23 protein-coding genes are annotated in these 25622 nt (G+C 57.1%); 13 read left to right on the top strand and 10 right to left on the bottom strand.

The window, feature by feature from the left end; all coding sequences use genetic code 11:
• Positions 1 to 63 precede the first annotated feature (63 nt).
• On the bottom strand, positions 64 to 1977 hold the full coding sequence (locus ETAA8_RS25395; protein WP_145095237.1) for a DUF4129 domain-containing protein: 1914 nt from the start codon (positions 1975 to 1977) through the stop codon (positions 64 to 66).
• Positions 1978 to 2092: 115 nt separating this feature from the next.
• On the opposite strand from ETAA8_RS25395, the gene ETAA8_RS25390 reads away from it, so the two are divergent.
• Together ETAA8_RS25390 and ETAA8_RS25385 are read left to right on the top strand one after the other, a co-directional pair.
• Positions 2093 to 2356: a hypothetical protein gene (locus ETAA8_RS25390; RefSeq protein WP_145095234.1), complete on the top strand. Its 264-nt coding sequence runs from the start codon at positions 2093 to 2095 to the stop codon at positions 2354 to 2356.
• Entirely contained in the window at positions 2353 to 2748 is a 396-nt protein-coding gene (locus ETAA8_RS25385; protein ID WP_145095230.1) for an HNH endonuclease, read from the top strand. Before ETAA8_RS25390 ends, ETAA8_RS25385 begins: the two co-directional genes overlap by 4 nt.
• Before the next feature lie 9 nt (positions 2749 to 2757).
• Here ETAA8_RS25385 and ETAA8_RS25380 read toward each other — a convergent pair whose 3' ends face one another.
• From ETAA8_RS25380 to ETAA8_RS25370, 3 genes are read right to left on the bottom strand one after another with little or no spacing between them, the layout of a single operon-like run.
• On the bottom strand, positions 2758 to 4065 hold the full coding sequence (locus ETAA8_RS25380; RefSeq protein WP_145095227.1) for a DUF58 domain-containing protein: 1308 nt from the start codon (positions 4063 to 4065) through the stop codon (positions 2758 to 2760).
• Entirely contained in the window at positions 4062 to 5024 is a 963-nt protein-coding gene (locus ETAA8_RS25375) for an AAA family ATPase (protein ID WP_391484825.1), read from the bottom strand. Before ETAA8_RS25375 ends, ETAA8_RS25380 begins: the two co-directional genes overlap by 4 nt.
• A 35-nt stretch (positions 5025 to 5059) precedes the next feature.
• Complete coding sequence (locus tag ETAA8_RS25370) at positions 5060 to 7441, bottom strand: thioredoxin-like domain-containing protein (RefSeq protein ID WP_238397564.1); 2382 nt, start codon at positions 7439 to 7441, stop codon at positions 5060 to 5062.
• A gap of 382 nt (positions 7442 to 7823) precedes the next feature.
• Here ETAA8_RS25370 and ETAA8_RS25365 point away from each other — a divergent pair, with 382 nt between their 5' ends.
• Positions 7824 to 8921, top strand: coding sequence for a DUF1573 domain-containing protein (locus tag ETAA8_RS25365; RefSeq protein ID WP_202921261.1), 1098 nt, complete (start codon positions 7824 to 7826; stop codon positions 8919 to 8921).
• 1 nt (position 8922) lies between these two features.
• Here ETAA8_RS25365 and ETAA8_RS25360 read toward each other — a convergent pair whose 3' ends face one another.
• Positions 8923 to 10323: a S1C family serine protease gene (locus ETAA8_RS25360; RefSeq protein ID WP_145095218.1), complete on the bottom strand. Its 1401-nt coding sequence runs from the start codon at positions 10321 to 10323 to the stop codon at positions 8923 to 8925.
• 268 nt (positions 10324 to 10591) lie between these two features.
• Here ETAA8_RS25360 and ETAA8_RS25355 point away from each other — a divergent pair, with 268 nt between their 5' ends.
• From ETAA8_RS25355 to ETAA8_RS25330, 6 genes are all read left to right on the top strand, one after another.
• Positions 10592 to 11560: a ThuA domain-containing protein gene (locus ETAA8_RS25355; RefSeq protein ID WP_145095215.1), complete on the top strand. Its 969-nt coding sequence runs from the start codon at positions 10592 to 10594 to the stop codon at positions 11558 to 11560.
• Between the two features lie 296 nt (positions 11561 to 11856).
• Positions 11857 to 12378, top strand: a complete 522-nt coding sequence (locus ETAA8_RS25350) for a DUF7919 family protein (RefSeq protein WP_145095212.1) — start codon at positions 11857 to 11859, stop codon at positions 12376 to 12378.
• A 68-nt stretch (positions 12379 to 12446) separates the two neighbouring features.
• Entirely contained in the window at positions 12447 to 13025 is a 579-nt protein-coding gene (locus ETAA8_RS25345) for an SMI1/KNR4 family protein (RefSeq protein WP_145095209.1), read from the top strand.
• A gap of 642 nt (positions 13026 to 13667) precedes the next feature.
• Entirely contained in the window at positions 13668 to 13871 is a 204-nt protein-coding gene (rpmI, locus tag ETAA8_RS25340) for a 50S ribosomal protein L35 (RefSeq protein ID WP_145095206.1), read from the top strand.
• Between the two features lie 103 nt (positions 13872 to 13974).
• Complete coding sequence (gene rplT, locus ETAA8_RS25335) at positions 13975 to 14328, top strand: 50S ribosomal protein L20 (RefSeq protein ID WP_145095203.1); 354 nt, start codon at positions 13975 to 13977, stop codon at positions 14326 to 14328.
• A gap of 37 nt (positions 14329 to 14365) precedes the next feature.
• On the top strand, positions 14366 to 15478 hold the full coding sequence (locus ETAA8_RS25330; protein WP_145095200.1) for a M14 family metallopeptidase: 1113 nt from the start codon (positions 14366 to 14368) through the stop codon (positions 15476 to 15478).
• 178 nt (positions 15479 to 15656) lie between these two features.
• On the opposite strand, the gene ETAA8_RS25325 is transcribed toward ETAA8_RS25330, so the two are convergent.
• From ETAA8_RS25325 to ETAA8_RS25305, 5 genes are all read right to left on the bottom strand, one after another.
• A complete protein-coding gene (locus tag ETAA8_RS25325; RefSeq protein WP_145095197.1) occupies positions 15657 to 17264 on the bottom strand; it encodes an AI-2E family transporter in 1608 nt (535 codons plus the stop codon).
• 175 nt (positions 17265 to 17439) lie between these two features.
• The gene (locus tag ETAA8_RS25320) at positions 17440 to 17865 is read right to left on the bottom strand and encodes a type II toxin-antitoxin system VapC family toxin (RefSeq protein ID WP_145095194.1); all 426 of its coding nucleotides are present in this window, start codon (positions 17863 to 17865) and stop codon (positions 17440 to 17442) included.
• Positions 17862 to 18068 carry a hypothetical protein gene (locus ETAA8_RS25315; RefSeq protein ID WP_145095191.1) on the bottom strand — a complete coding sequence of 69 codons (207 nt, stop codon included), beginning with the start codon at positions 18066 to 18068 and terminating at the stop codon, positions 17862 to 17864. The genes ETAA8_RS25320 and ETAA8_RS25315 overlap by 4 nt, the downstream gene beginning before the upstream one ends.
• A gap of 96 nt (positions 18069 to 18164) precedes the next feature.
• Positions 18165 to 18989, bottom strand: coding sequence for a formylmethanofuran dehydrogenase subunit C (locus tag ETAA8_RS25310; protein WP_145095188.1), 825 nt, complete (start codon positions 18987 to 18989; stop codon positions 18165 to 18167).
• A gap of 56 nt (positions 18990 to 19045) precedes the next feature.
• On the bottom strand, positions 19046 to 20179 hold the full coding sequence (locus ETAA8_RS25305) for a substrate-binding domain-containing protein (RefSeq protein ID WP_145095185.1): 1134 nt from the start codon (positions 20177 to 20179) through the stop codon (positions 19046 to 19048).
• Positions 20180 to 20348: 169 nt separating this feature from the next.
• Here ETAA8_RS25305 and ETAA8_RS25300 point away from each other — a divergent pair, with 169 nt between their 5' ends.
• From ETAA8_RS25300 to ETAA8_RS25285, 4 genes are all read left to right on the top strand, one after another.
• Positions 20349 to 21989 carry a DUF1549 domain-containing protein gene (locus tag ETAA8_RS25300; protein ID WP_145095182.1) on the top strand — a complete coding sequence of 547 codons (1641 nt, stop codon included), beginning with the start codon at positions 20349 to 20351 and terminating at the stop codon, positions 21987 to 21989.
• Positions 21990 to 22033: 44 nt separating this feature from the next.
• Positions 22034 to 23302 carry a DUF1501 domain-containing protein gene (locus ETAA8_RS25295; RefSeq protein WP_145095179.1) on the top strand — a complete coding sequence of 423 codons (1269 nt, stop codon included), beginning with the start codon at positions 22034 to 22036 and terminating at the stop codon, positions 23300 to 23302.
• Positions 23303 to 23334: 32 nt separating this feature from the next.
• Entirely contained in the window at positions 23335 to 24528 is a 1194-nt protein-coding gene (locus tag ETAA8_RS25290) for a WD40 repeat domain-containing protein (RefSeq protein WP_145095176.1), read from the top strand.
• A gap of 113 nt (positions 24529 to 24641) precedes the next feature.
• Positions 24642 to 25592: a 2-hydroxyacid dehydrogenase gene (locus ETAA8_RS25285; RefSeq protein ID WP_145095173.1), complete on the top strand. Its 951-nt coding sequence runs from the start codon at positions 24642 to 24644 to the stop codon at positions 25590 to 25592.
• Positions 25593 to 25622 lie beyond the last annotated feature (30 nt).

Below are 25622 nucleotides of genomic sequence, written 5' to 3'. Positions count from 1 at the left end.
CGGCAAAAAATGCGGACCGAAGGCGCGGTGCAGAGTACGCCAGAGAGCAATGCTGGGTCAAGATCAGCCCAGTTTCCAACGCTGCCAAAGTTGCTGAAGTTGGGCCAGGGCTTGAGGCGATTGCAGTCCGCGGGCGAAAGCCAATTGGCCATAAAGATCGGCCAATCGCTGAAATTCACTCGCGAGCGCTGGTTCGGCCTGTCCCACAATGGCCGCATATTCCAGCGGAGTTTGGTCGACGCCCCGAGGGCAAGCCCGCTCGCGCCCGCGCGCCTCGAGTGCCTCGAAAGTGTAGCGAACCAACTCTGCTAGCGACCAGCGTGCTGCCAACCCCGATAGGAATGGATCGGCATACTCGGCGAAGCGCTTGGGTTGCGGAGCAAGAGCGACGGGCGCTAGCGGCTCAGCCTGTTTCTTCTCTGGCCCGAACCAACGAGCCCAGAGCTCTCGCAACTCTGCGAGCAGCTGTTGCCAAGCGGCCCACAATCGCTGGCGATGCTGCCAGGCGAAATAGCCAATGACAAGCACCACCAGCAAATAGAAGAGCCATTGCAACAGCCGCATCAAGTACGCAAACAACTGACCAGCCCTCTGCGAAAGGGTCTGAGTTGGCGGCGCGGGATTGGATTCGCCAGTTGGCGGCGGTTGCTCATTCTGGGGCGAAGATTCGGAGTCGGTCTTCGGCTGCGATTGTTCGTTGGACTTACTAGCTTCAGTTTCAGCGGGCGGTTTGTCTTCTGGTGGTTGTTGCTGCGAGCCTTCTTTAGACTCGTTGTCTTGCTTACTTTGCGATGACGAGCCTGAATCGGACTTGGAGCCCTGTTCGCCTTGTTTCGATTGGTCTTGTTTTCCGACGGATGTTTTCTCTGAGTCGCTCGACGAACTCGGTGGCCCTGATCCCGATTGGCCATCGGCACTTGGTTGCGGCGATCCTTTTCCCTCTGCTAACGACTGCTCCGAGTTCTGCGCTGACTCTCCCTTCGTTGCGGTTTGGGCTGAATCGGGCTGCGCCTTAGCTCCTTCTTTCCCCCAACCCCAGCGTGAGGCGGAGCGGTCGGGCGATTGAATCTCTGGGGCCAAGTGAGTGATGGAATACTCGGGAATCGGCCGCGGCAAGAGCGACGCAATGATGAGCAAGGCGACGATCATCGCGACTCCCGTGCAGAGCCAAATGCCAGCCATTTCCAACGGCATTTCGAGTTTGCGTTGCCGCAAGTAACGCCGCAAACTGAGAAAGCTGGTCGAGAGCAACAGGGCTAGTCCAGCCGCGACGTAGATCACGAGTAGCCAAAATGTGCGACGTCTGAGTGCGAGATCGGCTGCTGGAATAAACCATTGCCCGAGCCCGAAGAGTGGCAATGCGGCGAGTGAGAAGTAGACAACCCAGACACCCGGCGCGTGTGGTCGCTCATCGCGCTTTAGCCACCATTGCCAGACGGGAAGATTCGCTGGCGGCGCGGTGCTAGTCGTGCCTGCTAAGCGGGGCGCAGCGGACTCAGGATTCTCGAGAGTCTCTGCAGTTCGCACTTTCGGAGTGAAAAAGCGATCGAGACCGGTCGTCTGCATCAAGCCTTGGCCGGTAAAATCGCGGCCACCTTCAATCAGTGTGCAGTCCCACGTCAACTTATGCGCGGCCCACCAAACGAGCGCCATTAGGGCCCAATTCAAGGCTGGGCCAAGCGGTGCCAGCGGCCCGCTCACTTCGACAAAGGTAGCGATCGCCACTCCCACGGCAACCGCCAGCGGCACGCCAAACAACGCTGCATACGCGCCGCCGTCTTCCATCGAGATACGCGCCACGCAAACGATGGCCATCACAAACAGTCCCAGCACGAACAAGAGCCGGATCTGATAGTCACCCAGGTAAAAGACTTCGACCAGATAAAACACCAGACTGCCGACCAGCATCATGATCAGGAAGGGAGCAATCCCCACGACCAGCCAATCGACGAGTGTTTCGGGTGTGCGACGAGACATGCCCGAATTCTAGTTCGTTTGGTCAGTCGCTGTGGCCGTTGGCCAACGAAAATACTCAGCCCGCTTAACGAAAAAGTATTGACAGAATATTCGCCTCTCATGTTAGAGTAATTGCATGATCGCATCTTCAGAATCTGCCGCGTTCGAGCGTGGTATCGACTCACTCTTGCAACTCGTTCTGCCTGATAAGGCCGCGCAAGTCGCTGGATTTCAAGTAGATCGTGATTTGAGCGCACGAATCGAAGAACTCGCTGCAAAAAGTACCGAGGGTGAACTAACTCCCGACGAACGAGCCGAGTACGCCGGCTATGTGCGCGCTAACAAATTCATCGCGATCTTCCAAAGGCAGGCTCGCAAGTTTCTAAGTGATCCGTCGTGAGTGTTAGCGCTGGAACGAAGTCGCTTGTTCGCGCGCGTGCGGCGAATCGGTGCGAGTACTGCCATCTGCACCAATCCGATTCGCCGCTGGCAGTGTTGCACGTCGAACATATCATCCCCAAGAAACACGGCGGTTCTGATGACGATGAGAACCTTGCACTGGCTTGCATCGACTGCAATTTGCACAAGGGACCGAATCTTACCGGTTTCGATCCAGAGTCGGGAAAGCTAACCGCGTTGTTTCATCCACGCCGGCAAGTTTGGACCGAGCATTTCGACTGGGTAGGTTTGCTCATCGTTGGTAAGACGGCAGTTGGGCGCACAACTGTTGCTGTATTCAACATGAACTCGGACGATCAATTGGCACTTCGCTCGGGCAATGAGTTGAACTAGCTGTTCTTGTCATCTCAGCCAATACTGCGCACAAATCTCTGCGACCGCTGCTTCATCCGGCATGTGCCGGGTTTCGATTCCTTCGGCCATCAGCGGACCGGCGGCTTCAGCGTATTCATAGGTCTCGAACATGTTGAGAATGGCCACGACGGCCAGACCGCGTCGCCGCAGCATGCCGAGCGAGATGGCAATTTCGTGAGTGACGTGGGGGAGAATCGCGATCACCGTGGCATCGCGGGGCAGACGCGACGAGGTTTCGAGAATGAGCTCTGAAAGCAGCAAGCCGTCGGTCAGTTCGAGCCGCGCCAGCATTTCGAGAATCTGCTGCAGTTGATCGCCGCCCCGTCGAGTATCAATCACAACGGGGCGCAGGCGGTCGCTCGTTTCTCGCACATTGGCGGCGACATTCGCGGCTTCACGAGTTCGCCAGTCGCTGGCCCAGCCCTCGGTTCGGATGCGGTCGGCGGCATCGCGGCCGTTGGTAACCAATCCCACTTGCTGCCCCATTAAGCTGACGGCGTGGGCAATTGAAGCTGCAGCGGTGATTGCCAGTTCACTTCGCCGCGGCTCATTGCGCGCGGGGTGCGAGGCTTGATGAAAGTCGACGAGCAACGTCACGCCCGCCACAGTCGACGGTTCATAGACTTTGCTATGGAGTACGCCCGTGCGAGCGGTCGCGCGCCAATGAATGCGATTGAGCGAATCTCCTTCTTGATAGGCCCGCACTCCGCTGATGCGCGTCGGGTCTTCGTACAGGCGATACGTCATGCGGACTTCGCCAATCGGTCGCTTCGACGAAATGGCATAGCCGGTGAGCGGCACGATCTTGGGCATCACCAGCAAAAAATGAGGCTGCGTGAGCACGCGAAATCGCCGATGCAGGCCGAATAAGTCGCCTGTCTCCAGCACTAGCGGCCCCAGCTGATAATAGCCGCGGCGATTGCACTTCAATTGATAGCGCAGGTTCTTCTGACTGCGTGACCAAAGGTGCGTTAGTTCCACGCGACTTCCCATGACGGCCAATCGCGGAGGGCTATAGAGGAGTGCTTCGCGCGGCAGAAGATCTTCGACCATGACCCACGGAATCGGCAAGTTGCCACTATTCTCAATGGTGATGATGACGGCGATATCGTCACCTTCTTCGGCCGTCAGTCGGTTGCATTCGCGCGAGGCGGAAAGGGCCGTCGCCCAGCGATGTGTGAGATAGCGACTGAGCAGCACCACGCCGAGGAGGGTGTACATCGCGTAGGCCAGCAGTCCTAGCCGAAAGATCAAGGCCAACACCAGCACGAGCACGATGGCAGCTGGCCAGATCATGCCGTGTTACTCTCGGCCAGAATGGGCACGGCGATTTCTGCCACGATTTCTTCGACCAGTGCGGCAGCGGTTATTTTGCGCAGTCGACTCTCGGGTTTCACAATTACGCGATGCGTCAGCACGGGCCCGGCAATTCGCTTCACGTCATCGGGCAGCACATAGGCCCGGCCACGCAGCGCGGCCATCGCTTGCGACGAGCGAAAGAGGGCGATCGATGCCCGCGGGCTGCCGCCGAGGGCGATATCTTCGTGCGAACGCGTGTCGTGGACGATTTGCATCAGGTAACGCCGGACTTTGTCGTCGACATAAATGTTCCGCACGGCCTTCTGACACGCAACCAGCTCTTCCGCACTAACGACCGGTTCGAGCGAATCGATGGGGTGCGTGTGCTGCAGCATCTCGAGCATCTTCAACTCTTCTTCCATGGTTGGATATCCCAGGCTGAACCGCATCAGAAAGCGGTCGAGTTGAGCTTCGGGAAGCGAGAACGTCCCTTCATGATCGACGGGGTTCTGCGTGGCAATCACCAGGAACGGCGGCCCCAGTCTGTGCGTTGTCCCGTCGACGGTCACGCGACTCTCGGCCATCGCTTCTAACAAGGCAGCTTGAGTGCGCGGCGTCGTGCGGTTAATTTCGTCGGCGAGTACCACCTGTGCGAAAAGGGGCCCGGGACGAAACTCAAAGTCCGTCGTCTTGGGGTTGAAGATCGATGCGCCGGTCACATCGCCGGGCAAGAGATCGGGCGTGCATTGAATCCGCTTGAACGAGCAGCCCACGCTGCGGGCCAGCGCGCGGGCGAGCATCGTTTTGGCGACGCCCGGCACATCTTCGAGCAGCAGATGCCCTTCGCACAACCAGGCACAGAGTGCCAGGACCAATGACTGACGCTTGCCGACAATCGCCTTTTCGACGTTGGCGATGATTCGCTTGGCGGCACCGTTGACGTCAGTCACGTGAATGCAGACTGTAGAAGTACGAAAGCAGAATAAAACGACTACTCCGGGATTACATGCGAAATAACGACGCTACTTTCCTTGGCATCGTCGGCGATTTTGAGTGGAACGGTAAAGACCACCGAGCCAATCTTGCAAACGCCTTCGTCGGCATCCTGGCAGTAATAGTAATTCAGCGAGATGTTGATTTCATCTTCGCCCGTACCTGTAACTGGCAACACAACTTCAAAATTCGCAGTTGGCTCGCCTAGCTTTTTGCGGCCAAACGAGGTGCGACTCACCGGCCCCTCAGCTTTGGCCGAGTCGACCCAGTACGACATCGGGGCGAGCGGGTTCACCTTCCAGCCCGTAGGAATCTTGATCTGGACGTTTACCTTTACTGAGCCATCGGTTGGCTTCAAACTGGCCAGCGGAACGGCCTCTTGCAGTGCACCCTTGAATGTGGGTTTCTTGTCGGGGGCTTTGCTGGCGGCAGGAGAAGTCAGCCCACTAATGGCGAGCGTGTTCACCTTCTTGGTGGCCAGATCAAGGGTGCGGATCAGGTGGTTGTTGGTATCGGCGATGTACAACTTACCCTTGGCATGAGAGATGCCAGCTGGCTCATCGAAGGTTGCTGGCTCGTCAGTCTTGCCAGGTTCGCCGGTACCGGCGAGGGTCGTCGTTTCGCCGGTCTTGGCGTCCACTACCTTGATCTTATCGTTGTAGGTGTCAGTGATATAAAGTTGACCGTTGAGATAGGTCACGCCCAGCGCGTGCTGCAGTTTGGCCTTTTCCTTGGGGCCATCGCTATCGCCGAAGGCAAACAAACGGCCACCGGGCAACAGGTTCGAACCCACAACGGTTCGCACTTCCTGTTTGCGATCGAAGGGGACCGCGCGAATGGAGCTGCCTTCGCTATCGGCGACGAACAGCCATTCGCCATCGCTCGACAACCCGCTGGGCTGGGCGAACGAACTGAAGCCCGCCTCGTAAGGTGTGGGTGGCATGAGGGGGCCATCGACGATGTCTTCGCGACCGTTGCCGGCGTAAGGGCCAATCTCGGATTCATCGAGCGGCATCATCCAGATCTGGTGTGGTCCAGCCATGGCGATGTACATGTTCTTGCCGTGAATCCACAAATCCCAGGGACTATTGAGGCCAGTCACCAGCGGCTTGCCGGCCCAGCGTTCGGGAATCGCGCCAGAAAGGCGAGCTTCTTCCAGACCAGGCCACGGATGCTTGGCCTGTGAACCGACGCCCGCGATGGTCTTGACCGTTTTGGCTTTCAAATCGACTTTGCGGAGCAAGTGGTTTTCGGTATCGGCCACATACAGTGTGTCGCCGTGCAGCACGCAGCCTTGAGGATGATCGAACGAAGCGGTTTGAAATGCGCCATCGTCCTTGCCGATCGCGCCGCTGCCGATGATGTCGAGCAACTTGCCATCCAAGTCGGTGATTACGATGCGGTTGTGATTGCTGTCCGAGATGAACAGCCGCCCACTCGGCTCATCGGCCAGGATCTTGCCCGGAAATCGCAACGGCGTGGCCAATTGCTTTCCAGCTTCCAAGTCGAGGGGGAAGGGCTTTGAATCGTCGAGAAGTTTGTTTTCTTTGTAGAAGGGAATCGCACTGTTCAGCACTTCGGCCACTTCATCGGCCTTGAACTCACCGCTGCGACCCCAGACCGCTTGCCCTTCGGGATCGATCAAAAGCGCCGTCGGCCAACTGTTGATGCCGAAGGTGTCCCAAATTTTGTGGTCCGCATCGTTGACGACAGGGTGCTCAATTTCGTAGCGCAGCACAGCGGCGAGAATGTTCTCGCGATCCTTCTCGGTATCAAATTTGGCCGAGTGCACGCCAATGACGACAAGCTCGTTCGGGTACTGCTTCTCGAGCTTCTTGAGTTCAGGGAGGATGTGCATGCAGTTGATGCAGCAATAGGTCCAGAAGTCGAGCAGGACGAATTTTCCCTTCAAGTCCTTTTTGCTCAGGGGCTTGGTGTTAATCCATTCCATTCCCTTGGGAAAGTCGGGTGCTTCGAGCCGACGACGAAACGGATTCACCGCTTTGCCCGGTGCTTGCATGGCGATTAGCGTTTCTTTATCGGGCGGAGCTTCGGTCGCCGCTTCCGGGCCAGCCGCTGGCTGCTCGACGGGTTTATCAGCAGGCGGAACTTCAGGAACTTCTTTTTTTGGATCTAGCCCCGGCGGAGCATTGGCGGATTCAGTCACGGGGGGCGATGTGGCTTCTGCCACGGTCGTGGCAGCCGTCTCGGCGGCCGGTTTGTACTTGGGCTGAGAGGCAGCTTCTTGCACGCATCCACTGGCGCTGATTGCTGCGAGCACCAAGAATGCCTGCATAAGTACCGTGCCGCGGGTTGCCATCCAAATCATATCGATCCCTTCCCAGCCGAAAGTCGAAACGGTCAGTTTGACCGCCATCATCGTACCGCACGCCGCGGCAGAAGTGAACTGCTCGCCAGCCTTCCCCACAGCAGGGGTGATAGCACTGCTGCAAAAAAGAATCTCGCCGCAAACTTTACGCGGCTTACCTCCCTTCTACCCAGCCGGAAAAAGTCTTGTAGCCGGACCCAGGACTGGCCGAATAAGTATCCATGCGGTTCGCACCCAGTGTGCCCGTTTGGCATGCCACAGCGTGGCATGCCAGGGGGGTAGCTTGGGGGAGCGAATTTGTTTGTCACGACCACGGCCAGCGCGATACGCTGAGAAGTGGTCGCCCAGCCCGATGCAGGCTGGTTTGAGGGGGACCACTGTCCATCGGCGCGCAAATCCAGGCGGATTGCCGGCGGCCAGCGGAGGGAGATACATGATTCGCAACTACGCGTCGACGCTCTCGTTTACCGGCAAACTTGCTGGCAAAGTGACTTGCGCCTTCCTTGTGGCCGGCTTGCTGCTCTGCGGCGAAGTCAGCGCAAAGGATTGGGCGCAAAAGATGTTCAAAATCAGCACGCATGATTTTGGTCACGTGGCCCGGGGGGCCAAAACCGAGTTTGCCTTCGAGATTCAAAACACCTACGAAGAAGACGTGCACATTGCCGAAGTCCGCAGCAGTTGCGGTTGCACGACTCCCACCGTAACGAAGACCACGCTCAAGACCTGGGAGAAGGGGGCTGTCATCGCCGCCTTCAATACGCGCTCGTTTACCGGTCAACGAAATTCGACGCTGACCGTTGTCATCGATAAACCTTTCCATGCCGAAGTGCAGCTGCAGGTTAGCGGCTACATCCACACCGATGTCGATTTCCAGCCCGGCTCGATTGCCTTTGGCGACGTTGACCAAGGGACCACCGTGCAGCAGAAAGTGGCTGTTACTTTTTATGGCCGCAACAACTGGAACATCACCGACGTTCGCAGCGTGAATGAGTTCTTAGAAGTGGAACTCAGCGACGCGGTGCGAGGTGGTGGCCGCACGACGTATCAAATGAGCGTCAAGCTGAAGGACAATGCCCCGGCCGGTTATATCAGCGATACGCTGACGCTTGTGACCGATGATCGTACGCTGGCGACCGTGCCGCTGACGGTGGAAGGAAAGATCGTTCCGCCACTGACCGTCAGCCCGAGCGCGCTCTTCCTCGGCGTGTTGCAACCCGGCCAAAGCGTGACCAAGCAGCTTGTCGTCCGCGCTCGTCAGCCATTCAAGATTCTGGCGGTTCGCTGCGATGGCGAAGCGTTTCAGTTCAAGACGACCGATCAGGCTCGACCGGTGCACCTGGTTCCGGTCACATTCACAGCAGACGAGAACAACGGTGAGATTCAGCAAACGATCGAAATCGAAACCGATCTGAAAGTCGGCGGCAAAACCACGTGCCTCGCCCGCGGTAGCATTCGCGGCCCGCTGGCCCCACCGGGTAATCAGGTCAATCAAGCCAATCAAAACGCGGCTCGGTCAATCATTCAGAAGTAGCCTACAACTGCGCCGGCCGTTCACCGACGGCAACTTCCAACTCCAGCAGGTTGCCGTTGCGATTGACGGTGGCTTTGACGCGCGTGCCGATCTTGGTTTGGGCCACGAATTGGCGCAACTCTGTCGGGGTAGTTACTTCGCGGTTGTCCCAACTCAGCACGATGTCGCCTTCCATAATGCCTGCTTCATAGGCTGGTGAAGGTTGTTTGGGAGTGTTGATCACACGCAGCACCATCGCTCCCTTGGCTGCCGGTGTCGCACTATTCGCAGTGGGCAAGTTCGTGGCCGCGATAGCCACATCGGCCAGTTCGACGCCGAGCCAACCGCGGCGCACCAGTCCTTCGGTCTTCAGACGAGTGATGATCTGCCGGGCAATGTGGCTGGGGATCGCAAAGCTGATTCCCTGATACGCGTCGCCAACGATCGCCGTATTCACGCCAATCACGCGGCCTTGAATATCGACGAGTGGTCCGCCGCTATTGCCCGGATTCACGGCGGCATCGGTTTGCAAAAAATCCTGATAGGGGGACCGCGACATTCCCGTGCGATGTTTGCCACTGATGATGCCGCTCGTCACGCTGCGCTGTAAACCAAAGGGACTTCCCACCGCCCAGACCATCGAGCCCACTTCGGCGTCATCGCTTTCGCCCCAATCAGCGGGAATCAGACCGTCGGCATCGATCTTCAGCAGGGCCAGATCGGTCTCGCGATCCTGGCCAATGATCTGTGCCATGGCGCGGCGACCATCGCTAAGGAAGACTTCAATTTCTTTAGCACCGTCGATCACGTGGTGATTCGTGACGATGTGCCCTTCTCGATCGAGCACGAAGCCAGAACCTTGGCCATCGTGCGGAATTCGCCAGGCACCGCCGAGAGGGCCGCCAGCGATCGCCACCTTATTCATGTTCGTTTGCGCGGTGATATGCACCACGCTGGGACCAACTCGCTGCGAAACCAATTGCGAAGCGCGCGACAACTGTGCGAGGGGTTGATCTTTCAATTCCTCCTTGGCCAATTCATGTTCGGCGCGCTGCTTGCCGCGGGCCGAAGCATATTGAATCTGCTCGACCATATTTGGCACGAGGTAGGTCACCCCCAGCAGCACACCGAGAAACGTGAGGAGCCAAAGCAATTTGGCCCAGGCCAGGCGAATACGCAGTTCGTCACGAATGCCCGGGCGGGCCTCACTTTCGGCCAACTCGGTTTCGTCGCTGTGCCACTTAGCCGACTCTTTGCCAGCGGCACTCGAAGTCGACCTCTCGGGCAACGCGTTCAAGGGCGGCAGAACTTTTAATCGCTCGACGAGCGAATTCCGCTCCGCGGGGGAAAGCTCTTCGGCCAGGGCACTCTCCGGCGCACGCCGATTGCCCGATCGTTCTGGATCATTCAGGACGTTATCCATGCCCAGTATCCCAAGTCCGGTCTCGCCAGCGAGAGAAAATTGGAGTGAAGCTCATTATAGGCAAAGGAAGGTTCGCCGCATCCAAAATTTCGCCAGCCAATTCGATAATTCATCTCCGACGAGTGGCTAGCATTCACTACGACCGGCCGTACCAGTGAAAAAACTCGCCAGCAGATGCAATGGCCAGGGGCTTGGCGTACCATGGTTGGGCGGCGAAAATCAGCCCTCCTCGCTAACAAGTACTCTCCAGAATTCAGGTAACCGTCCGATGAAACGAGTCCTTTCCCTTTCCGTATTACTCCTCCTGTCGCTGCTCACCACATTGGCCGTCGGCGAAGACAAAGAAGCGAAGAAAGAACCACGCACCAGTGGTTACCGCCTGTTGATGATCACGCAGAGCGCTGGCTTTCGCCACGGCAGCGTGAATCGCAAAGATGCCAAGCTAGCACCCGCCGAACAGGCCATCACCGAATTGGGCGTGAAGAGCAACCTGTTCCGTGCCGATTGCAGCCAGGATGTCGCCAAGGACTTTACCAAAGAGAACTTGAAGAACTACGACATCGTCCTCTTCTACACTACCGGCAATTTGCCCATCAAACCCGAAGACCTCGACTACTTTTTTCAAGACTGGCTGAAGCAAAAGGGGCACGGCTTCATTGGCACCCATTCCGCAGCCGACACTTATCACAACTATCAACCTTATTGGGACATGATAGGCGGCACGTTCAACGGCCACCCCTGGGGTTCGGGCGATACCGTCACCGTCAGCGTGCACGACACGAAGCACCCCGTTAGCAAGCCGTGGGGCGAAGAGTTTGTCATCAAGGACGAAATCTACCGCTTCAAGAATTGGCAACCTGAAAAAGTCCGCGTGCTGATGAGCCTGAACATGGCCAAAACCGCGAACAAGATCGACGACCAACTGCGCAGCCAGGCGAACAATCAAGAAAAGATGGGTAAGACCGAAGACGCCGCCAAGACCCGCGCTCGCATTGGCGAAGGTCCGTATCACGTGCCAATCGCCTGGGTGAAGAACTACGGCGACGGCAAAGCCATGCACATGAGCCTCGGCCACAACGAAGCTGTCTGGGCCGATGAGCGCTACATGGCCTCGCTCCTCAATGGCATCAAGTGGGAACTGAACCTCGAAGAAGGGGATGCCACTCCGAATCCAGAAGTCTCTGCCGAGCAAGAAAAGAAAGCCCGTGCAGATATTGCGAAAGCTGAGAAGAAGTAGTCGCCGCAGATTGGTGAGCGGGGGCGGAGGGCCGGTGATGAGAGATGACCTAGCCTTAGTAATTGCGGGTGTGGCCCTAGCAGTTGGTGGGAATATCCTACTGGTGATTGGGCTTTGCCTTGTGTTTCGGGACACCGTTCGCCACCGGGGCCGTTGGGGCATCAACCTACGGCCCGTTCGTTGCCCGGATTGTGGCGAGCCTGCTCCGGCGATCCGGTTTCCCCAGAATTGGCGTCAGACACTGTGGGGTGGATGTACCTGCAAGGTGTGCGGCACCGAATACAACAAGTGGGGGCATGTGGTCGCGCGTGGCGACGGTCGAGAAGCTGCAGCAAGCGTTACGACTGATCGACAGCTATAGCTTGGTATGTCACGAGATTAGGCGGTGCATCACTTTGGCTGAATTGCGCGATCTCACGCCCTGCACATACCTGCCAGTCGTTGCCGATCACATCCTTGCGGTCGGCTGGTTGGAGAAGGCATTTGAAATTCCTACTGGCCCCACGCCGCAAGAGGTGTTCGCGAAGCTGACGGAGTTCGCTCGCAATCCGTGGCAGCCGTTCGTCTCAGCCGGTTACCATGAATGCGGTATCTGCCAGTTTGGCGGCGAGAAACGCGGCACGGCAAATCTCTTCATTCCGTACGAGGGCAAGATTTATGTCTGTCCGGAATTAATCACCCACTACATCAACGCGCACTATTACTCCCCACCCGTCGAGTTCTGCGAAGCGGTGTTAGCATGCCCACCGATGCAGTCGATGGCGTACAAGAGATTGCTGGTCGCTTGCAGTGGAGCGGTACTTTGGCAAACTGAGTAGGTCAGTCCAATATGTCGGCCCTGACGAATTGAAGTGGGCAGGGTAACTGGGCGTTAGCCAAAACAATTATGTCGCGAGCATTTGACTCACTCACGGCGAAGATTCGCTCGTTAAGCGACGCGCGATGCGAGAACCAGATGTACGTATGGCCGGGCTTCGATCCAGCAAATCCCAAGCCGGCAAAGTTCTTCAAAAACCTCGGGATCAAGTTCGATGGCGTTCTCTTTATTAGTTACCCGGTCAAGATGACGTTCTTGCCGCTTGCCAAAGATGAACTGATTCAGCAAGAACGCTTATTGGGTGCCGAACTCCCGGCTGACTACAAAGACTTGTTGCAGCAGTTTGGGCCGGTGCATCTCCCTGGAGTGGCGAATATTATCATCGAGTCCCCGCAAGACGCGTTACAAACGACTCACAGCAAGTGGTGCTACGATGGCACACCGCTCGTACTCGCGATCTCGGCTTACAACCTCACCTCCGACGGCAACAGCATTGGATACCTTCGAAACGGCGAATCGTTCGGACCAGAGATCTACGAATTCGATCACGAACGATTTTACAACGGAGGCGATCCCAGTGCCTGGACAAGGAAGATTGGTGATTCGCTCGCAGATTTTCTGCTGGAGTACCTAGAAGGTCAGACGTAGCAGCGAGTTTCTGGGAGAGTCGCTTTTGTGAGTTGCTCCTAGTTGACCAGTCTAGTCAAGTGCAGGCTGTATCATGAATAAGAACGCAGCGATATTTAACAACATGGAAACGTAGTCGCGATCAGAACGTAACGAGTAATTGCGTTATGGGAAATTAGTTGCCACTAATTTGCGAGTCGCTCAATCGGGTGGTGTCCATGATTCGGAGTGTTTGTGGGTGTTTATGCTGCGAAATGCCAGCGTTTTGGCAGATGGGGTCCAAAGTGGTTGGACAAATAGGTCGGTTTCAGTTGTGCGTACTGGTTGCGCAACGGTCACGAGTTTCACCCTCCGCGTACCGATAGCTGTGCGAGAAGTCAGACTTCAAATTCCTTCTTTAGTGACTTGCCGGAGCGTACAACGACGAAGCAATGATTCGGCTGTATTCGAAGCTATAACCATTGCTCTCGCCTTTTTTTAGGCGATTCGCTGGCCGGCAGATTGCCAGCGGCCGATAAATGCTTGTTTCCAACTTGGCATTCGTTGCCGGGGCGGTGATATTTTCCCGGTCATTCCCCTTTTCGGCGCGCCGAAAAGGGACTACGATGCGGGACTTCCGACATTTCACCCAGTTAGCCCTTCTCACCGAAGGGGGTATTTACCATGCCGAAGATGAAGACCCACAAGGGAACCAAGAAGCGGTTCCGGGTGACGGCCACAGGAAAGTTCAAGCACCGCTGCGCCGGGACGAGCCATCTCGCCTCGCGCATGTCGAAGAAGCGTCGCCGCAACCTGCGGGGAACGCGTGTGTTGCACGATTCTGTCAATCACCAGATCGCGCGAGCTCTCGGTTTCTACAGCCTGTAAGGCGGTGGGGCAGAGTTTCGCTAGTGCCAGTGCACGGGCAGTCAACGCTCGGATTTTCGTCCCGAGGGCCTCGTTGTGCGGCTGAAGTCAGGATGTATTTGCCATGCGTACCACCAACGGTCACGCCCGTAACAAATCGAAGAAGCGGATTTTCAAGCGAGCCAAGGGCTTTTGGGGCGGTCGGCGTAAGCTGCTTCGCACCGTCAAAGAAACCCTGCTTCGTGCCGGCCGCTATGCCTATCGCGATCGCCGCGTCAAACGGCGTAACTTTCGCGAATTGTGGATCATCCGCATCAGTGCTGCCTGTGCTGAACGAGGTCTCCGCTATAGCCTGTTCATCAATGGGCTGAAGAAGGCTAACATAACGCTCGATCGCAAGAGCCTGTCGGAAATCGCAATTCACGATCCACCGGCCTTCGATGCGATCTTCCAAGAAGCGAAAGCTGCTTTGGCGTAGTGTTGGCAGGAGGATTCGATAGACGAGGCATGCTCAAATGGGCATTGGGCTCTGCGTCGAAATCTCTGCCAACTATGAAGAAGCTCGACACACGTTTCGTCATTGTGTCGAGCTACTCGGCTGGCAACACGAAGCTCACGACATCGCTGGCCAGTCACCCGCGGGCGATGATCTGACGATCGATATCGCCTGGTCTCCTGCGCCTCCTGATGCGCCGACGCTCGTGCTTTCGAGCGGGTTGCATGGTGTGGAAGGGTTCTTTGGATCTGCCGTACAGTGTGCGATCCTGAATCGACTGTTATTTCACGAGCAGTTGCATTTGCCAGAGCTAAAGCTAGGCGAAGTTCGTCTGCTAATGATGCATGGCCTGAATCCCTATGGGTTCGCCTGGTTGCGGCGAATGGATGCCGATGGCATCGATCTCAATCGCAATTTTCTGTTGCCTGGCGATGATTATCGTGGTTCGCCCGCCGGCTATGCTGCACTCGATCCTTTGCTAAATCCTCGGTCCTCCGCAGGCTGGTTCGATCTATTTTCAGTGAAGCTCGCGCTGGCCGCTGCGCGAATGGGAGTGCGCCAGCTAACGCAAACCATTGCTGCTGGCCAATTCGATTTTCCCCAAGGTCTGTTCTTTGGTGGCAACGGTCCCTCTCAGACGCAGCAGATCCTGGCGGCAAATCTGCCTCGGTGGTTGGCGAGCAGTAGTCGCGTTGTGCACCTGGATTTCCATACGGGACTCGGCAGAGCTGGCGAGGGAAAGCTGCTACTTGATGATGCGCTCACCGAGTCGCAACGCAACTTCCTGATCGAATACTTGGACTCAGGCTCGTTTGTTGAAAACGACGGCAGCGATGTGAACTACCAGGTGCGCGGCAGCCTGGGATGCTGGTGCGCGCATCAATCAAGAGTTTCAGACTACCTTTACGCATGTGCCGAGTTCGGTACCTATCCCCCGCTTCAAGTGCTCGCGGGATTGCGAGCGGAGAATCGAGAGTTTCATTGGGGAAAGGCTAATTCGACCGCACTATCCGCCGCCAAAGAGAGGCTCCGAGAGCTTTTTTGCCCCAGTGAGTGGTCTTATGATCGTCGGCCGCTTGGCCTAGCCGAAGAATGGGTCGAGGATGTGATTTTCGGGCTGCAACAAGGCTGATGTTCGTCTGCTTTTCGATCGTCCGCGGAGCCCGAACATCTTGCAGACCGCGAAAGGGGGGGTGTTCAACAATCGAGGCAATTGTTGAACAGCAGATAGCGCAACTCTCGGGATTGCGAGCGATTGGTGTTCAACAATGGGGGGCAATGTTGAACAAGTACGTTGAAAACAGGACTGGCTACCGCTTCTTCTTCCGCTTGAGATTCGGGTTTGTCGGTGGACTTTGGACCGCGGGTGGTGAAGGCTGATGTGAGCCATTTCCGCTGGCTGGTGGATTCTCGCCATAGGTTGAATCCATCGGCTTGGCATCGACAGGTAAGCCCGTGGTTGGGTCGACGACAGTTTCCGTCGCTGCGGGGACCGCGGAAGTTGGGGGCGCGCGTTGGCCTAAAGGAAGTTGAACTCCAATTGCTGCTGCGGCGGCTGCCAGACGATCCATGGTCATTAGTTCGCGTTGCAGGATCTTCAGCAGCGTTTGCAGAAAGACCACGACCATCGGCCCCACGAGAATGCCGATCGGCCCCAGTTGCTGCAGCCCGCCGATAACACTAAGCAGTGCGAGTAGCGGATGCAAATTCGACTGCCCATGCAGCACAAGCGGCTTAATCAAATTGTCAGCCCCGGAAATAATCAGCGTGCCATAAACGGCCAGTCCGACCGCTGCGGTGGTGTCTCCTTTATACATATATAGGTACACGCAAACCGGCACCCAAACCGAAGCTGCCCCGGTGAACGGTACCATCGCGAGGACCATGGTGAGGAGCATGAGCAGTGCCACCGAATGCTCGAGCCCTGCGAAATAAAACCCAATGCCTGCGAGAATTCCCTGGGCGACGGCCGATAGCAGCGTTGCAGCAACCACGGCGCGACAAACGCGATCGAACTCGCTGACCAGTTCGCGCACATAGCGTTCTTCGAGTGGGCTAAGGCGAATGGCCGCATCGAGCATGCGCGAGCCTTCGGCAAACAAGAAGAATAATGTGGCGATGATGATGATCGTCCCGATCAGCAATTTTCCCAGGATAATCAACGTTTCACCGCCATACGAATACAACTTTGACCCGATGGCGAACGACGGCCCGAACAGCTTCTCGATTTGTTCGTCGGTCGGATTGACCACTTCCTTCACGACCGACAAGAACGCACCTCCGAGCAAGTCGCGCTTGTAGATGCGAAACTCTGCCACCGCGGCCAGCAATGCGTCGTCACCCTGTGGCGACTCTGACTCGACCTTGCGCAGAATCTCCAATTGAGCGAGGAGAGGTATCGGGTTGGCATGAACGCCAGCCTCGATTGCCTGCTTGCGCCAAGCTTCGATTCGCTCGACGCGTGTGATCAGGTTCTCGACCGAAACTTCGGAGTACTTGGGCGTTTCGCCATTGCGCAATTGATCGCGCCAGGCCTTGAGCTTGAAATCGATTCCCTGCAAATCATCGCGGATGGGAATATCGAGCGAGTATTCGCTCCGCAGTTCGTCGAGTTTTTTGCGAACGTCGGTCCCCTGCAATTGAGTAGCGAGCGAAAGACCTTGCGCACCGGCCAACGTGAGGACCAGAGCGGCAGGGGCAAGTACCGTAATCAGCACCATCAAGGTCGTGAGGGTCGCGGCTACATAGCGCTGATTGCGGCAATGGGCCACGGTCCAGCGATACAAGGGCTGGAACACCACGCCCAAAAGGGCGGCCAAAAAGACCGGCAGCAGAAATGATTCCATCACGCGGAAAAAGAGGAGCGCGATCAGAATCAAAATGACTAGCAGGACTACAAACGAAACCAGGCGTGCCATGCGTTACTCCACTCGCCCCGCGTCATTGCAGAGAGTTGCGACTCGATGCGCAAGCGTGTCTCCAGGCAATCGTCATTTCCGGGTGGCGAGGCATCGTGCCAGCGTTAGGGCATTCTATCGGCAGACGCCGCACCGGCGTAGCCCGCTGGGGGTGGTTCGGATTGCCACGAAGTAGCTACTTCAACCAGTTTTCGACTCTCAAGCCCGGAACTTGTTCAAAGTCTCGTAAGTTCGCCGAAAGTAGCAGCGAGTTTTTGGATAGGCAAATTGCCGCGATCTTTAAGTCCATGGTTCCAATGCGAACCCCTGCCTGGCGATGGGCTAGAAACATCTCGGCTGCACTCTCGTCGAACGGTATTACCTGCCAGCGGGAATAGAAGTCGATCAGTCCAGTTAATCGAGCGTAATAGCGAGGTTGATCGATAACTTCACGAGTGCGATTAATTGCGGCGAGCCAGCCCCGCATCTGCTCTTCCAGAGATATCGCAGTGGTTGCGAAATCGGTATCTACAGATTGATCCATGGCAGCCAGAAGCCGACTTAATTGCGGACTCCGATTCTGCTGCAGGATCGAGAGGTGATCTGAATCGATGACGATCATGGTTGCGATTGTTCGCGATCAACTTGCCGAAGTTTTTGCCCTTCTTCGATAATCTCTTGCATTACCGGATCGTTGGCAAACATCGCTATCGTCGAACGCCAAGCATTCGGGGCGGCTGGAGTTCGGTGATCGTGAACGAGAGCCAGCCTGGCGACCTCTTCTTCAAGGGCAGATACACGTTGAGCAAGGGAAGGTTTAATCATGATTTAAATCTCCAAAGCTAGAACACATCCCTGTCGGTATTCTACTGCATAATGCGGGTAAGCCAACGATTGGGGGATAGAGAGCAGCAATGCGAGTCAGTGGTTTGTCGCGCGGACCAGGATTTCGCCGCGGCCACCTTCGAGCAGGTCGCCGTGATACAAGTCGAAAGCGGCTGCCATTGATTCTTCGCTGAAAGGGGCCTGAGCTTGGCGCAATTGGGCGGCAAGCAGCGGAAATACTCCGGGTTGGAAGCGGCAGCCCCGACGAAAGGTTGGCAGCAGCGGCGGAGCTTGGCTGCCTAAGAAGACAATCGTGCCCCTGCGCATGCCCGCGCCATGCCGAAGGCCCGCCTTACCCCCCACGAGAATTGTTCCAGCTAACATGTTCAGCCCGGCCATGTCGCCGATGTTGCCAGCGATATAGATCAGCCCGCGCCGTAACGAATGTCCCGGCTCGTGGCCAGCGTTGCCGCCGACGATGATCGTCCCCCGCGTCATCCCCTTGGTATTGCCGCGATATGCCGAGCCGACCGAATCACCGGCGCTGCCGCGCACGTGAATCAGCCCGCCATGCAACTCGGCACCCAGCCAATCGCTGACACTGCCGTGGATATGAATCTCGCCGCCGCGGAGTTCGCTACCCACATGCCGACCTATACCTCCGGTCACTTCAATTCGGCCACTCTTCATCTTCGCGCCCAGCCAATGCACATTGGTTAGAGTTCCACTCCACCTATGCACTTGTTCCGCCGCAGTTCCCTTTACTACAAACAGTTCAGCGAGTGGCAAGCGGCGATTGCCCTGCAGGATTTCCAACTTCTCGATTTCGGCAACTGACTTTTCGCGCAGGAGGTCGGGAGTGATGCCGTGAACCTCGATTGGCAAGGAAGATGATTGTCGCGCTTCGAAATGCAGGGGCATGACGGACTTTCTAGCAGTGCTCCGTTCTGGAGCAATTCATCATATCGAGATGCCGCTCATTGCGGCGGGCTGGTCGTTTGACCGAACCGCAAGCTGTGAGGGAAGAGATGGATCTCCGGTTCTCGCGGCTGTTTGGCAGAAACGTGTTCGAGCAGAATTTGCACCGCCTTGCGCCCCATCGAATGCCATTCGGCCTGATGGCAGGTCAGTCCGTAGACGTTTTCGCCACCACCGCCAAGCACGCTCACATCGTCGGGAACCCGCAGTCCTTGGGTTTGCAGGTTTTCGATTACCCGTTTGGCCAGTGTGTTATTGAAACAGTAGAGCGCAGTGGGTCGCGGCGAAATCTCCAGGAATTGCTTGGTGAGGAGCTTTGCGCCGCGCTCGGTCAACTCGGTGGCCAGTTCCCATTGGCGCTTGCGCGGCAGTCCGGCCTCACGCATTCCTTGTCGATAACCTTCCAGTCGCCAGGGATTTAAATCGGTTCGCCGCCAATAGGCAGTGGCGATACGCCGATGTCCCAGGCCCGCCAAATACTCGACCGCTTGCCTCGCAGCTCCGGTGGAGTCTTCGCACACGGCGCTAATCTGGGGAACGCGGGCATCGTGATCGAGCAGCACGACGGGAATTCCCAGCCCCATCACGCGCCGCAGCAGTTTCTCTTCGCCGAACGACGTGAAGATCAGCCCGCTGAGAATCGCTTTGGATTTGAGTCGTTGAAAGGCCGGCCTCATCTGCGTGCTTGGTGCATCGCGAACAAAAAGTTCCCAGCCTGCTTGTCCTGCTTCAGCGACGGCACCATGCAGCATCAGCGCGTTGATTTCCGAAGTTACCGCTTCCTCGGCACCTTGCGGCGCAGGATAGGTCGCTTGCAAGAACCCGAGCACCGTCGACTCGGGCCCGCGCAATTGCATCTCGGCCGGTTGCTGCTGCGTGAAGGTTCCCTTGCGGCGAATCTTGACTAGCAGTCCTTCTCGCTGCAAAACCTCCGCAGCGAGTCGAACCGTTTCGCGACTCACCCCCAACTGTTCGGCCAGTTCCACTTCCGTCGGCAATTTACCGCCCGCAAACCTCCCCTCAGTGATCGACTGCCTTAGCAATCGCTCCACCTGCGCGGATAACGACAGCGGGCGATCGAGCCGCGCAAGACTCGGGGAAGCGTTCGTCGGTATTGAAGGATTCTTTGGCATGGAGCGATATGTTAGCCCAAACCACCACGCTCGTCACGCTATTTACACAAACACAATCCCAGTGTGTTAGCGGCAAAGCTTGCTATGGAATTCGAAAGCGTCGATAGTTACTGGAGAGACGACCCACCATCCATTCCCACCTGGAATCGTCCAACCCGTCGAGGCCCGCATGAACTTCTCCCCTTGCAGTCGCTCGCCATCGATTTGGCTCCTGCTAGTTGGCGTTTTGAACGCCGCTTTGCTGGTCCACGCAGAGGATCGACCACTGCGCGATGTGATCGATAGCGAGATCTCGGCTGTCTGGCAGCGAGAGAAACTAACGCCCGCTGCGCCTTCAAGCGATGCCGAATTCCTGCGCCGCATCTATCTCGACCTCGCGGGCATCATTCCCACTTACGACGAAGCCACTGCTTTTCTCAAAGATCAGTCCCCCGACAAACGCCAGCAGCTGATCGACTGCTTGCTCGACCATCCGCGCTACGCTCAGCATCAGGCCGATCTGTGGGATTTGATTCTCTTCGGCCGCAATCCTCCCGGCTTTGGTACCGACAAACGGGAAGGGATTCAGAACTGGCTAAAGGAACAGTTCGCAGCCAATCGTCCTTACGACGAAATGATTCGCGACCTGCTGCGGGCCGAGGGGAACTCGGTCGAGCAAGGCCCGCCGATGTACTACGTGCAGTTCCGCAACCAGCCAGAGGACTTGAATGAAAAGGTGACACAAACCTTTCTCGGCGTGCAGTTGCAATGTGCCCGCTGCCACGATCATCCGTTCGACGACTGGAAGCAGACCGACTTTTTCGGCATGGCTGCCTTTTTCGCCCGGTTAACCGTCGTCGAAGTGGGCAAGAAAGATAACATCGCCATGTACGTCATTGGCGAAAAGAACAGCGGCGACGTTCTCTTCACTGGTCCGGCCAAGGATCAAACTCCCGGTAAGAAGGGCGAACCGATCAAGCCAAAGTTCCTGCTCGGCGGCGGTCTAGATGAGCCGGCACTTCCGGAAGGTTACAAAGAGCCCAAACTGGAAGAGAAGAAACCACCGCCGCCTCCCACGTTCTCCCGCAAGGACAAACTGGTCGAATGGATCGCCCGCGCTGATAATCCTTACTTCGCGCGAGCCATTGCCAATCGCATGTGGGGCCAATATCTCGGTCGCGGAATTGTACATCCCGTCGATAACTTGAGCCCTGCGAACGAGCCGAGTCATCCCGCGCTGCTCGATGCGATTACCATCTGGCTGGTTGAGAAGAAGTTCGACCTTAAGGCACTCACCCGCGAACTGCTGAATAGTAATACATATCAACTTTCGAGTCGCGGCACGAGCGGCGAAGCCCAGCCGATGTGGTTCCAGCACGCTCGCGTTCGGCCACTTTCGGCCGAAGAATTGGGTGAGAGTTGGCGAATCGCAACGGGCTACGACGAAGCCACGAAAGATAAACCGCCGGAGAAGACTCCCAGCCGTTTTCGTCCGCTCAACCGGGACTATGTCGTCCGCTTTTTTGGCCAGCCGAACAACGGCACCGGTGATTTTCAGGGTGGCCTCGCGGAACACCTCTATTTCAATAATGGCGAACTTGGCAGCCTGCTGCTTCGCACACCGGGTAGCCTGCTCGGCACGATTATCAACAAAGAGATGTCGGGGGACGAGCGAATCGAGCGGCTCTTTTTGCAAATCCTCTCGCGCCCGCCAACCACGGCCGAGCGAGAGAAATTTATTGAGATGGTCAATAAGAAAGATGTCGAAGATCGAGTGAATGATCTCGTTTGGGCCTTACTGACTTGCAGCGAATTCCGCTTTAACCATTAATCGCGCGCTAATAATCGCAGACAGCCGTTTTCAGGAGTAGTAACATGGCAGTTCGATGTAACCCCGGCGAGCATTTCTCCCGCCGCGCACTGATGCAAAGCGCTCTCGGCGTCGGAGCCGGCGGCGTGGTGATGAATTGGGGCGGGCTGACGCAGACCTCGCTTGCCGATGAAGTGCGCAAGCAGAAGAAGCACTGCATCTACCTCTTTATGAACGGCGGTGCAAGCCAGTTCGAAACCTTCGACATGAAGGTCGGCGCGCGGACCGGCGGACCCTTCCGCGAAATCTCGACCAACATCCCGGGCTCGCGAGTTTGCGAACTGATGCCCAAGTTGTCGCAGCAAATGGATCAGGTGGCCGTCATTCGCTCGATGAAGACGAGCCAAGTCGACCATCCCGGCGGCATCTATCTGATGCACACCGGCTATCAGCCTACGCCGAATGTTCGCTTTCCGGAGTTTGGATCGATCGTCGCCAAATATCACGGCACCGAACAGACCGATCTGCCGAATTTCATCAAGATCTTCGGTCATGGCGATGCCGGCAGCGGTTTCCTCGGGCCCCGATACCAGCCCTTCGGTATTGGGCCGGATGGTTCGCTACCGACGTTCTCTGGCTCGAACATGGCGGCAGAGAAAGAACTTCGTCGCCACGAAGTGCGCGCTTTCTTGGAAGATCAATTTGCCGCTGCCCATCAATCGGAGCTCGCGCGGCTCCATCGTGAATCGTACGAAGCGGCCCGTCGACTTGGTGCAGCGCGGAAGACTTTCAACATCGACGATGAATGGGAGAAGAATCGCGAACTCTATGGCGATAGCGCCATGGGGCGGCGCTGCTTGCTCGCGCGACGGCTCGTCGAGGCTGGAGTGCCATTCATCGAAGTGGGTCAGAGTGGTTACGACACGCACGGCGACAATTTCACCGGGCATCGTGGGCTCGTTCCTTCGATGGAACATGCCTGGGCCGGGCTGATGACCGACCTCAAGCAGCGCGGGCTGTTCGATAAGACGCTCATTGTTTGGGCGGGTGAGATTGGGCGCACGCCGAGCATTAACAATCGCGCGGGCCGCGATCATTATGTCCGCTGTTGGTCTGCGGCCTTGGCGGGTTGCGGCATCAAAGGTGGCCAGATGTATGGCGAGAGTGATACCGAAGGCGTCGAAGTAAAGAGTAACCCCGTCACCGAAGGGGACTTCTTCGCCACGATCTATCAAGCGCTCTCGATCGATCCCAAGATTGAGAACTACACCGGTGTTCGTCCAATTCCACTCGCACCGTTCGGTTCGAAAGTGGTGAGCGATTTGTTGGGGTAGTTGTCCACAGCCGTCTTTTGCTGAGACCTCGCATGAACATCAAAAATCCCAAACTCCTCTGGCAATTGACCTGCGAAGGTTCTTGGCCGTCGGCAGTCGCCTTTGTGGGCTCGGGGCAGCGTGTGGTTGCCGCTAACCAGGAAGGCGACATTTATCTGTGGGATCTTCCTGCGGAGCCTGGCAAGTTCGAGGCCGAGAAAAACAGCGAGCGGAAAGCGCCGAATCACGATCCGGCGCGCAAGTTCATCGGGCACACCAACGGCGTCAGCAGGCTCCGTTCGACCCGCGACGGCAAACTGCTTGTTTCCGCCAGTCTCGATCATAGCGTGCGAATTTGGGATCCGGCTGCCGCGCCTTCCGGCACTGCGGAAGTAATCCTCGACGGCGATCAGCGCCGCAGCAAAGCCAAGCGAGATAAGAAACTGGAAGAACAGATTCTGAAAGCGCCGGGCATTAAGGTAGAGACAGTAACGGCCAAGCATGCGCTGGCCGGGCATACCGATTGGGTGATGGCCCTCGGAATGAGCGGCGACGAGCAACGCCTGATCAGTGGCGATGCCCGCTCAGGAGTCATTGTTTGGGATCTGCCCGCAGCGAAGGAAGTGGCTCGTTGGACCGGACTTCCTTGGAACTGGATCCGCGCGGCCGCGTTGTCGCAAGACGGCAAGACCGCTCTCGTCAGTGAGCAATGCGACAAGCACGATGATTTCGATATTCCCGCTGCCGCGCTGCGCATTCACGACGCCACCACAGGCGACGTGAAGTTCGACATTCTGAAAATCAACTTGTCCAAGTACGATACCAAGGCGACTTCTTACGGCAGCGCGCAAGTCTGGCGCAAATTCGTCTCAGCAGGGCTGATTGCCGTGGATATCACGCCCGATGGCAAGTTTGCCGTCGCGGGCCAAGGTGGCGAGAACGATACCGGCAAATTCCACGTTATCGACATGGAAACTGGCAAGGTGCTGCGCGAAATCGGCGGCCATCGTTATGGCGTTACCGATGCCCGTTTCTCGGCGGACGGAAAGTACCTCCTCTCGACGGGCCGCGACACTACGCTTCGCATCACGAATCTAGAGGACGGCAAAGAAGTCGGTGCGCTCGGAAGTCCCCGCGGCGGGCAGTTCAAAGATTGGTTTTCGGCGCTCGCTATCTCGCCGGACGAGCAAACCGTAGCTGTCGCCGATATCGCCGGCCTGATACAGGTCTGGTCACTGAATTCTTAGCAAAAGCCAGTGCGCATTGACCACTGACGCTTCGGTCTACTTTCTCGGCGCGCGACCAGCTATTCTAGTCTGCACCACCGGTTCGCACTTCTGCCCCTTGCCCTGATATCTCCATGCCCTTGCCGCGCGTTGTTGCCGATACTCCTCTCAACCCTGTCATCGAGGCGCTCTTGGCCGGCAAGGTTGAGATATTGCCGTGGTCGGTCGCGCTTGAGGGAACGAGCGAACCTGTTGCAGGACTCTATACCTATGGCCATTTGCTGGTGGATGGTCCAATGCTCGATCGCTTGCCCGGCCTGAAGGTCGTCAGCAACTACGGTGTGGGAGTCGATCACATTCGTCTGGTCGATGCGGCTGCACGAAACATTCCGGTGGGCAACACTCCGGGTATTCTGAACGGTGCCACTGCCGACATGGGCTTTACGCTGTTGCTCGCCGCAGCCCGGCGACTGATCGAAGGGGACCGTTATGCCCGCTGCGCAGACTTCACGCGGTACGATCCGGGTTACATGCTAGGGCAGGAAGTTCACGGCCGCACGCTGGGTATCGTCGGCATGGGGCGAATTGGGCAGCAGGTCGCGCGCCGCGCTCGGGCCTTCGATATGCCGGTCCTCTATTACAACCGCCGTCAAAACGCAGCCGTTGAACAAGAGCTGCAGGCGCGGTATGTCGGGTTCGACGAACTGCTCCGCACTTCCGACTACGTCATGCTTTGCTGCCCCCTGAGTGACGAGACGCGCGGGCTGATCGATGCCGCCGCGCTCGCCAAGATGAAACCGACCGCCATTCTGGTAAACATCGCCCGCGGACCCGTGGTCGACACGCAAGCGCTCACCGTGGCGCTGCAGACAAATCAAATTTATGCAGCCGGGCTAGATGTGACCGATCCCGAACCGCTCTCCCGCGACCATCCGCTCCTCAAGCTCGACAACGTGACGATCGCGCCGCATCTGGGGAGCGCCACCGAACAGACTCGCCGTCGCATGGCCGAGATCTCCGTCGAAAACCTGCTGCGTGGAATTGCCGGGGAACCACTGCTGCACCAGGTTTATGCCTCACCGTAACGCTCCAGTTTCACTCGCGGAATACCTCTC

It is taken from the genome of Anatilimnocola aggregata, from assembly GCF_007747655.1.
Lineage (GTDB): Bacteria > Planctomycetota > Planctomycetia > Pirellulales > Pirellulaceae > Anatilimnocola > Anatilimnocola aggregata.
The sequence above is the reverse complement of the archived record's forward strand: the minus strand, read 5'-3'. Positions and strand labels throughout refer to the sequence as shown.

What these genes read in the sequence shown, in the direction of transcription:
- ETAA8_RS25395 (WP_145095237.1), bottom strand. Translation starts at nt 1,977, where the DNA reads ATGTCTCGTCGCACACCCGAAACACTCGTCGATTGGCTGGTCGTGGGG.
- ETAA8_RS25290 (WP_145095176.1), top strand. Translation starts at nt 23,335, where the DNA reads ATGAACATCAAAAATCCCAAACTCCTCTGGCAATTGACCTGCGAAGGT.
- ETAA8_RS25380 (WP_145095227.1), bottom strand. Translation starts at nt 4,065, where the DNA reads ATGATCTGGCCAGCTGCCATCGTGCTCGTGCTGGTGTTGGCCTTGATC.
- ETAA8_RS25330 (WP_145095200.1), top strand. Translation starts at nt 14,366, where the DNA reads ATGGGCATTGGGCTCTGCGTCGAAATCTCTGCCAACTATGAAGAAGCT.
- rpmI (WP_145095206.1), top strand. Translation starts at nt 13,668, where the DNA reads ATGCCGAAGATGAAGACCCACAAGGGAACCAAGAAGCGGTTCCGGGTG.
- rplT (WP_145095203.1), top strand. Translation starts at nt 13,975, where the DNA reads ATGCGTACCACCAACGGTCACGCCCGTAACAAATCGAAGAAGCGGATT.
- ETAA8_RS25370 (WP_238397564.1), bottom strand. Translation starts at nt 7,441, where the DNA reads ATGATGGCGGTCAAACTGACCGTTTCGACTTTCGGCTGGGAAGGGATC.
- ETAA8_RS25300 (WP_145095182.1), top strand. Translation starts at nt 20,349, where the DNA reads ATGAACTTCTCCCCTTGCAGTCGCTCGCCATCGATTTGGCTCCTGCTA.
- ETAA8_RS25390 (WP_145095234.1), top strand. Translation starts at nt 2,093, where the DNA reads ATGATCGCATCTTCAGAATCTGCCGCGTTCGAGCGTGGTATCGACTCA.
- ETAA8_RS25285 (WP_145095173.1), top strand. Translation starts at nt 24,642, where the DNA reads ATGCCCTTGCCGCGCGTTGTTGCCGATACTCCTCTCAACCCTGTCATC.
- ETAA8_RS25315 (WP_145095191.1), bottom strand. Translation starts at nt 18,068, where the DNA reads ATGATTAAACCTTCCCTTGCTCAACGTGTATCTGCCCTTGAAGAAGAG.
- ETAA8_RS25365 (WP_202921261.1), top strand. Translation starts at nt 7,824, where the DNA reads ATGATTCGCAACTACGCGTCGACGCTCTCGTTTACCGGCAAACTTGCT.
- ETAA8_RS25360 (WP_145095218.1), bottom strand. Translation starts at nt 10,323, where the DNA reads ATGGATAACGTCCTGAATGATCCAGAACGATCGGGCAATCGGCGTGCG.
- ETAA8_RS25355 (WP_145095215.1), top strand. Translation starts at nt 10,592, where the DNA reads ATGAAACGAGTCCTTTCCCTTTCCGTATTACTCCTCCTGTCGCTGCTC.
- ETAA8_RS25305 (WP_145095185.1), bottom strand. Translation starts at nt 20,179, where the DNA reads ATGCCAAAGAATCCTTCAATACCGACGAACGCTTCCCCGAGTCTTGCG.
- ETAA8_RS25310 (WP_145095188.1), bottom strand. Translation starts at nt 18,989, where the DNA reads ATGCCCCTGCATTTCGAAGCGCGACAATCATCTTCCTTGCCAATCGAG.
- ETAA8_RS25350 (WP_145095212.1), top strand. Translation starts at nt 11,857, where the DNA reads ATGTGGTCGCGCGTGGCGACGGTCGAGAAGCTGCAGCAAGCGTTACGA.
- ETAA8_RS25345 (WP_145095209.1), top strand. Translation starts at nt 12,447, where the DNA reads ATGTCGCGAGCATTTGACTCACTCACGGCGAAGATTCGCTCGTTAAGC.
- ETAA8_RS25325 (WP_145095197.1), bottom strand. Translation starts at nt 17,264, where the DNA reads ATGGCACGCCTGGTTTCGTTTGTAGTCCTGCTAGTCATTTTGATTCTG.
- ETAA8_RS25295 (WP_145095179.1), top strand. Translation starts at nt 22,034, where the DNA reads ATGGCAGTTCGATGTAACCCCGGCGAGCATTTCTCCCGCCGCGCACTG.
- ETAA8_RS25320 (WP_145095194.1), bottom strand. Translation starts at nt 17,865, where the DNA reads ATGATCGTCATCGATTCAGATCACCTCTCGATCCTGCAGCAGAATCGG.